Below are 7,913 nucleotides of genomic sequence, written 5' to 3'. Positions count from 1 at the left end.
CCAGCCTGGCCGGGGCAGGGGAGGGCCGGGCGGTGGTCTCATCGCGTCCAGCACGGCCCGCAGCGGGGGCCAGTCCGCGCGACCGATCCGGGTCACGGCATACGCGGTGAGAACGACGTCGGGGTCGGTCAGGGGCAGCACCGTGACTCCCGCCGCAGTGGGACGTTCGATCGGCAGCAGTCCCACGCCGTAGCCCGCGGTGATGAGTTCCTCCACCAGATCCAGGCTGTCGATCTGATGGGCGATGCGCGGGCTGAACCCGGACAGCGAGGCCAGGGTGCGGACGGCGTCCTCGTCGGCGGTGTTGCGGGAGTTGACGATCCACGTGTGCTCGGCGTAGTCGCCGAGCGTGGTGGAGGTGCGGCCGGTGTCCGTCGGCACCCCCAGGCCCCAGCGGATGGACCACAGCGGCACCGTTTCCAGCAAGGGCCCGGGTGAGGCCGGGGCGAGGTTGTAGTCGTAGGTCAGTGCCAGGTCGAGATCGTCGGCGGTCAGCAGCCGGAATGCCTCCACGGGCTCGTACTCGCTGATGACGAAGTCGACCTGCGGCAGCCGTGTCCGGAAGTCGGTGACGATCGGCAGCAGCGACACCCGGATTCCGGTGGCGAACCCGCCGATGCGGACGGTGCCTGCGGGATCGGCATCGGCGTCCAGATCCAACCGTGCGCGGTCGACGGCCGCGAGGATGGTCACCGCGTGATCGGCCAGCCGGCGCCCGGCCGGGGTGAGGCGCACTCGCCGGCCTTCCGGTTCGATCAGCTGGACCCCGGTCTCCCGCGTGAGGGCGGCGATCTGCGCCGACACCGTGGAGGTGGTGAGGTGGTGTTCGTCGGCCACCGCCCGCATCGAACCCAGGCGCGACAGAGCGAGCAGGAGCTGCAGTCGGCGGAAGTCCACGCCAGCGATTGTGCTCCTCCACGTAGGGTTGGGCCGTGGACACGCTGCTCGGCATCGACATGGGAACGGGGAGCACCAAGGGTGTTCTGGTCGACAGCTCGGGCACCGTGCTCGCCACAGAGACCATCAGCCACGGGATGGACCTGCCGCGGCCCGGCTGGGCCGAGGTCGACGCCGAGGCGGTGTGGTGGCGCGAGGTGTGCGGGATCAGCACCGCGCTGATGGCGCGCCAACCCGCGGGCGCGACCCTGGCCGGGGTGTGCGTCAGCGGAGTCGGTCCGTGCCTGGTGCTCTGCGACGCGGATCTGCGGCCCCTGCGCCCGGCCATCCTCTACGGCATCGACACCCGCGCTCACGCCGAAATAACCTCGCTGACAGCGGAACTGGGTGAGGCGGCAATTCTCGAGCGCGCCGGTACGCTGCTGTCGAGTCAAGCTGTCGGGCCGAAGATCGAATGGGTGCGTAACCACGAGCCGCAGGTGTTCGACGCCGCCGCCGGCTGGTACGGCTCCAATTCCTACATCGCTGCGAAGCTCACCGGCGAATACGTCATGGACCATCACACCGCGAGTCAGTGCGATCCGCTCTACGCCACCCGGGATTTCACGTGGAACAAGGACTGGGCGGAGCGGATCTGCGGGCACCTGCCGCTGCCGTCGCTGGTGTGGCCGAGCGATGTCGTCGGTCAGGTGAGCGTCGAGGCCGCCCGCGAGACCGGGCTGCCGGCGGGCGTGCCGGTCGCCGCGGGCACCGTCGACGCGTACTCGGAGGCCTTCTCGGTCGGGGTGCGCCGTCCCGGCGATCAGATGCTGATGTACGGGTCGACGATGTTCCTCGTTCAGGTGATCGACGAGTACCACAGCGATCCCACGCTGTGGACCACCGCGGGCGTCGACCCCCACACCCTGGCGCTGGCGGCCGGCACGTCGACTGCGGGCACGATGATCAACTGGCTGCAATCACTCACGGGGAAGCCGTCTTTCGAGGAGCTCACCGCCGAGGCGCTGGCGGTGCCCGCAGGTAGCGAGGGCCTGCTGATGCTGCCGTACCTCGCGGGCGAGCGCACCCCGGTGTTCGATCCGAACGCCCGCGGTGTCCTCGCCGGCCTCACGCTGCGGCACGGGCGCGGTCATCTGTTCCGGGCGGCCTATGAAGGCATCGCCTTCGGCATCCGGCAGATCCTCGAACGTTTCGACGACGCCCACGAGGCGAGCCGCACCGTCGCGGTCGGTGGCGGCTTGAAGAGCCCGGTGTGGGCGCAGGCGATCAGCGATGTGACCGGCCGTTCGCAGCTGGTGCCCGCGCAGGCCATCGGCGCGAGCTACGGTGACGCGCTGCTGGCCGGCATCGGGGTGGGGCTGCTGCCCGCCGACACGGACTGGGCGACCATCGAGCGCGAGATCACGCCCGACCCGCGCAACCGGGAACGCTACGAGGAACTCTTCGCCACCTGGGCGCAGCTGTACCCCGCGACCCGCGAGCAGGTGCACCGGCTGGCGGCCGCAGACTCCTACTCGGCCGACTGAGCCGGCTCAGCCCATCGTGTAGCCGCCGTCGATCGGGAGGTCGACACCGTTGACCATGCTCGCCGCGTCCGAGCACAGCCACACGACCGCATCGGACACCTCGTGCGGGACCGCGAAGCGTCCCAGCGGGATTCGGGCGATCATCGGCGCGGCCTTGGCTTGCTCACCCCAGACCCGCTGACCCATCTCGGTCAGTACCACCGTCGGGCACACCGAATTCGCCCGGATGCCGTGCGGCCCGAGTTCCTGGGCCAGAACCTTGGTCGCCATCACCAGGCCGGCCTTGGACGCGCAGTAGGCGTAGTGCTCCGGTAGCGGGGCCAGCGCCGCGGCGGAGGCGACGGTGACGATGGCGCCGCCCGTGCCCTGGTCGACCATCGCCGCACCGACCTGCGCGGCCAGCAGCGCGGGAGCCCGCAGGTTCACGGTGAGGGTGGCGTCGAAGTTCTCCGCGGTGGTGCCGACGACGGGTTCGGGTAGCGAGATCCCCGCGTTGTTGACCAGGATGTCGAGGCCCTCGAAGGCCTCGGATGCCGTGGTGGCCAGCGCCGTCGGTCCGTCAGAGTCGGCGAGATCGACGACAGCCGAACGCACCTCGGCGCCGAATTCGTCACCCAGGGCCTGTCTGGCCTGCGCCAGTTCGGTCTCGTCGCGCCCGCTCAACACCAGGCGGGCGCCCGCGGCGGCGAACGCACGGGCGATGTCGGCGCCGATGCCCTTGGTGGCGCCGGTGATGAGTGCGCGCTTGCCGTCGAGCCGCATCACCCCGGAGTATCTCTTCTCGGCGGTGCTGGTCACGAAACCTCCTGTTGTGCAGCGTCATCGGTGGCCGTCAGCAGCGCTTCGGCGGTGGCGGGATCGGTGACGAGCCGGTTGAAGTAGCCGCCGCGGGCGCCGGCGGTGATGGATTCGAGCTTGTCCTTGCCGATCGCCACCGCGATGGTGACGGGGATGTGGCGCAGCGTCTCCAATTCCAGCGCGATGAGGCGTTCCGCCCCGTCGAAGTCGACGGGGGCGCCGTTGCGGTCGTAGAAGCGTGAGCACACGTCGCCGACGGCGGACCGCAGCGACGTCGAGCCTGTGGGCACGAACTGGGGGATGTCCGAGCGGGTCAGCGGTGGGGCGCCGACCCCCATCAGCGCGCACCGGGCATGCGGCCACTGGTGGAGCACGCGCTGGACGCTCGGATCTTCCACCAGGGAGTCGTAGAGCGCGGGTCCCGGCAGCGCCGGCGCGAACAGGTAGTTCGCGCGCCCGCCGACGCGGTTGGCGACCAACCGGGTGATCTCGTTGGTCTGGTACCACTCGTAGGGTTGGTCGTTGCCGCCCACGGTGGGCGCCACCACGACGCCGGGCAGTGAGGTCAGTTCGTGCTGGGCCAGCTCGTAGACCGTGCGGCCGGACGACACCAGCAGCACGTCCCCCGGGAGCAACCCTGCCTCAGCCAGTGCCCGGGCCGTCGCCGGCGCGAGTACCCGGCCCATGATGTCGACGACGCTGCGGCCGGGCCCGGGTGTGGGTAGGGGTGGCGACAGGTACACGGTGTTCAAATTCAGCGCCCGGGCTAGCCGGTCGGCCAGTTCGGTAGGGCGGACATCGGCAGGCGGCACCACCTCGATACGCACCACCCCTTGACGTTTCGCCTCGGCGAGGAGCCTGCTGACCGTCGCTCGACTGGTGCCCAGCTTCTCGGCGATCTCGGCTTGGGTGGCCTCGTCCTCGTAGTAGAGCCGCGCCGCGGTGTAGAGCAGGGTGGGCGAGAAGTGACTGCTTTCGGTATCGGGCGCGACACCATCCGATTTCGCGGATGAGGCGGCGGGCACGGACGGCCGAGGCATGCGCAGAAGTATGACACCGAACGCCTGCCCTGGAAAGAATTTCACTGAACAGATGTTCTGGACAAATGTGCACCGGCTCGCTACTGTGACTCCGACCACAGAGGGAGGAACTCGCTTTGTCCGATCAAAAGACGTCCGATCAGAAGACGTCCGCTCAGATCCCCGAGAAAATGCAGGCAGTCGTCTGCCACGGGCCCCACGACTACCGGCTGGAGGAGGTGGCGGTTCCGCAGCGCGGCCCCGGCGAGGTGCTCGTGAAAGTCGAAGCAGTCGGCATCTGCGCCAGTGACCTGAAGTGCTACCACGGCGCGGCCAAGTTCTGGGGCGACGAGAACCGGCCCGCCTGGGCGGAGACCATGGTGATCCCCGGACACGAATTCGTCGGACGGGTCGTCGATCTCGACGACGCCGCCGCCTCCCGCTGGGGTATCGCAATCGGTGACCGGGTGGTCTCCGAGCAGATCGTGCCGTGCTGGGAATGCCGGTTCTGTAAGCGCGGTCAGTACCACATGTGTCAGCCGCATGACCTGTACGGCTTCAAGCGCCGCACCCCGGGCGCGATGGCCAGCTACATGGTGTATCCCGTGGAAGCGCTGGTGCACAAGGTGTCCGCTGATGTCGCACCGCACCACGCCGCGTTCGCCGAACCGCTGTCGTGCTCGCTGCACGCGGTGGAGCGCGCGCAGATCCTGTTCGAGGACGTGGTGGTGGTCGCCGGCTGCGGGCCCATCGGCCTGGGGATGGTCGCCGGTGCCCGCGCCAAGAACCCGATGCACGTCATCGCGCTCGACATGGCGCCCGAGAAGCTCGAGCTCGCCAAGCTCTGCGGTGCCGACATCACGATCAACATCGCCGAGCAGGACGCGGTGGCGATCGTCAAGGAGCTCACCGACGGCTACGGCGCGGACGTGTACCTGGAGGGCACCGGACATCCGTCGGCAGTTCCTCAGGGGCTCAACCTGTTACGCAAACTCGGCCGGTACGTCGAATACGGCGTCTTCGGCAGCGACGTGACCGTCGACTGGAGCATCATCAGCGACGACAAGGAACTCGACGTGCTCGGCGCACATCTGGGCCCGTACTGCTGGCCCGCGGCGATCAAGATGATCGAGTCGGGCGTGCTGCCCATGGATCGGATCTGCACCCACCAGCTTCCGTTGACCGAGTTCCAGCAGGGGCTCGACCTCGTCGCCAGCGGCAAGGAATCGGTCAAGGTCTCCCTGATCCCCGCCTGAGATAAGGACCCTGATGAGCTTGTTCTCCAATGCCCCCATGGGGCAGCAGTTCTCGCGTAGGAAGATGCTCGCTGCCCTCGGTGTGGCCGGTGCCGCGGCAGCCAGCGTGCCGGTGCTCAGTTCGTGCGGGGTCGGCGGCAAGGCGAGTATGCCCAATGGCGCCGACGCGGTGACCGGTGGATTCGACTGGCGCAAGGCGGCCGGCTCGACCATCAACATCCTGCAGACCCCGCACCCCTACCAGCTGTCGTACCAGCCGCTGCTCAAGGAGTTCACCGAGTTGACGGGCATCAACGTCAACGTGGACCTCGTGCCCGAGGCGGACTACTTCACCAAGCTCAACACCGAACTGGCCGGCGGCTCCGGCAAGCACGACGCGTTCATGCTCGGCGCGTATTTCATCTGGCAGTACGGGCCGCCCGGGTGGATCGAGGATCTCAACCCGTGGCTGGCCAACAGTGCGGCCACCAACGCCGAGTACGACTTCGAGGACATCTTCGACGGCCTGCGTACCTCGACGCGGTGGGATTTCCAACTGGGCCAGCCGCTGGGAACCGGTGGGCAGTGGGCGATCCCGTGGGGCTTCGAGAACAACGTGGTCGCCTACAACAAGCGGATCTTCGACGAGAAGGGCATCACGCGACTGCCCGACAACCTCGACGATTTCATCCAGCTGGCCATCGACCTGACCGACCGTTCGCAGAACCGCTACGGCATCTCCACCCGCGGCTCGAAGTCGTGGGCGACCATCCACCCCGGTTTCATGACGCAATACAGCCGCGAAGGTGCCGTCGACTACACCTGGAACGGCTCGGAGCTCATCGCCGAGATGGACAGCGACAAGGCGATCGAGTTCACCAAGAAGTGGATTGCAATGCAGCACGAGGCGGGCCCGACATCGTGGACCACCTACGACTACCCCAACGCCACCGGCGATCTCGGTGACGGCAAGGCGATGATGGTGTTCGACGCCGACAGCGCCACCTACCCGAAGAACAAGCCGGGTGCGAGCAAGGAGGCCGGCAACATCGCGTGGTACGCCGGTCCGGCGGGTCCGGACGGCAACTACAAGACCAACCTGTGGACGTGGAGCTGGGCGATGAGCGCCAACTCGCGCAACAAGCTGCCGGCCTGGCTGTTCATCCAGTGGGCCACGGGCAAGGAGTCGATGAACAAGGCGGTCGAGGGCGGCACGTATGCCGACCCGGTCCGGAAGTCGGTGTTCGACACCACCTTCAAGCGGGTCGCCGCGGATCAGTTCGGATATCTGGAGGCGTTCGAGACGGTGATCGGGCAGTCCAAGATCCAGTTCACCCCGCAGAAGAAGTTCTTCGACACCACTCAGAACTGGGCGGTGGCGTTGCAGGACATCTACGGCGGTGAAGACGCGGCGTCCCGGTTGCGCAGCCTCGCCAAGACCAACACGTCCAAGGTCAACCTCTAGGAGCTCTGGCATCGATGACGACTCAGACATCCAAGGCGCCTGCGGCGTCGCCACGACCGGATGCTGCCGGCGGTGGCCGTAAGCTCCCGGAAGTGCCGACGTGGCGGCGCAAGTTCCGCCCCTATCTGCTCTCGATCCCCGCCCTGGTGATCGTGATCGGCATTCTCTACCCGTTCGCCGTGGGGGCGTACTACGCCTTCCTCAACTATGCCGCGGTCAACCCGAACCCCCACTTCATTTGGTTCGACAACTTCGCCTCTGTCCTCGGTGACCGGGTGTTCTGGCAGAGCGTCAAGGTCACCGCGATCTTCGCGATCGCCGCGACCGCGGTCGAAACGGTGCTCGGCGTCGGGCTGGCCCTGCTGCTCAACCGCTCCAGCATCATCGGCAAGATCTTCGAGAAGGTCCTGATCCTGCCGCTGATGATCGCCCCGGTGATCGCGGGCGTGATCTGGAAGCTGATGTTCAACCCGCAGTTCGGCATCCTCAATCACGTTCTCGGCCTTGGTAACACGTTCGACTGGCTGTCGGCGAACAACGCCCTGTTCTCGGTGATCCTGGTCGACGTGTGGATCTTCACCCCGTTCGTGGCGATCCTGGTCCTCGCGGGCATCCGCTCGCTGCCCAAGGAGCCGTTCGAGGCATCAGATGTCGACGGGGCCAACTGGTTCTACATGTTCCGCAAGCTGATGCTGCCGATGCTGTGGCCCTACATCCTGGTCGCGGTCATCTTCCGGTTCATGGACAACCTCAAGGTGTTCGACCACATCTTCGTGCTGACCGCGGGCGGCCCCGGTGTGGCGACCCGCACCCTGCAGATCGGCGCCTTCGAGGATTCGATCATCAACCTGGACTACTCCCGCGGCAGCACCTACATGCTGCTGCTGTGGATCATCGTGTTCATCACCGCGCGCTACCTGGTGAGCGTGCTCGGAAAAGCGCAGCGCCGCGCTGCCGGAGCGGAGTCGTAGAA

At 67.3% G+C, this 7,913-nt stretch carries 7 protein-coding genes; 4 read left to right on the top strand and 3 right to left on the bottom strand.

The genetic code is table 11. From position 1 onward, the window contains the following. Window positions 1-897: LysR family transcriptional regulator (locus DMB80_RS24775; protein WP_111512282.1), on the bottom strand; the 897-nt coding region annotated here is incomplete at its 3' end. A 35-nt stretch (window positions 898-932) separates the two neighbouring features. Between DMB80_RS24775 and DMB80_RS24770 the strand changes: the two genes are divergently transcribed. After that, window positions 933-2,423 carry an FGGY-family carbohydrate kinase gene (locus DMB80_RS24770; protein ID WP_162938697.1) on the top strand — a complete coding sequence of 497 codons (1,491 nt, stop codon included), beginning with the start codon at window positions 933-935 and terminating at the stop codon, window positions 2,421-2,423. 6 nt (window positions 2,424-2,429) lie between these two features. Here the strand turns inward: DMB80_RS24770 and DMB80_RS24765 are convergent, their stop codons facing one another. Both DMB80_RS24765 and DMB80_RS24760 read right to left on the bottom strand, forming a co-directional pair. After that, on the bottom strand, window positions 2,430-3,185 hold the full coding sequence (locus tag DMB80_RS24765) for a glucose 1-dehydrogenase (protein ID WP_111512285.1): 756 nt from the start codon (window positions 3,183-3,185) through the stop codon (window positions 2,430-2,432). Between the two features lie 32 nt (window positions 3,186-3,217). Beyond that, window positions 3,218-4,261, bottom strand: a complete 1,044-nt coding sequence (locus DMB80_RS24760) for a sugar-binding transcriptional regulator (protein WP_111512281.1) — start codon at window positions 4,259-4,261, stop codon at window positions 3,218-3,220. 170 nt (window positions 4,262-4,431) lie between these two features. On the opposite strand from DMB80_RS24760, the gene eltD reads away from it, so the two are divergent. The 3 genes from eltD (at window position 4,432) to DMB80_RS24745 (ending at window position 7,911) form a co-directional block, all read left to right on the top strand. Further along, window positions 4,432-5,496 (top strand): erythritol/L-threitol dehyrogenase, encoded by a 1,065-nt coding sequence (eltD, locus tag DMB80_RS24755; RefSeq protein ID WP_111512280.1) that lies wholly within the window; start codon window positions 4,432-4,434, stop codon window positions 5,494-5,496. A 64-nt stretch (window positions 5,497-5,560) separates the two neighbouring features. Beyond that, window positions 5,561-6,940 (top strand): extracellular solute-binding protein, encoded by a 1,380-nt coding sequence (locus DMB80_RS24750; protein WP_162231996.1) that lies wholly within the window; start codon window positions 5,561-5,563, stop codon window positions 6,938-6,940. 14 nt (window positions 6,941-6,954) lie between these two features. Further along, on the top strand, window positions 6,955-7,911 hold the full coding sequence (locus tag DMB80_RS24745) for a carbohydrate ABC transporter permease (protein WP_046365625.1): 957 nt from the start codon (window positions 6,955-6,957) through the stop codon (window positions 7,909-7,911). Window positions 7,912-7,913: the final 2 nt, after the last annotated feature.

It is taken from the genome of Mycobacterium kyogaense (genome assembly GCF_003254575.1).
GTDB lineage: Bacteria > Actinomycetota > Actinomycetes > Mycobacteriales > Mycobacteriaceae > Mycobacterium > Mycobacterium kyogaense.
This window is presented reverse-complemented; position numbering and strand designations above follow the sequence as displayed.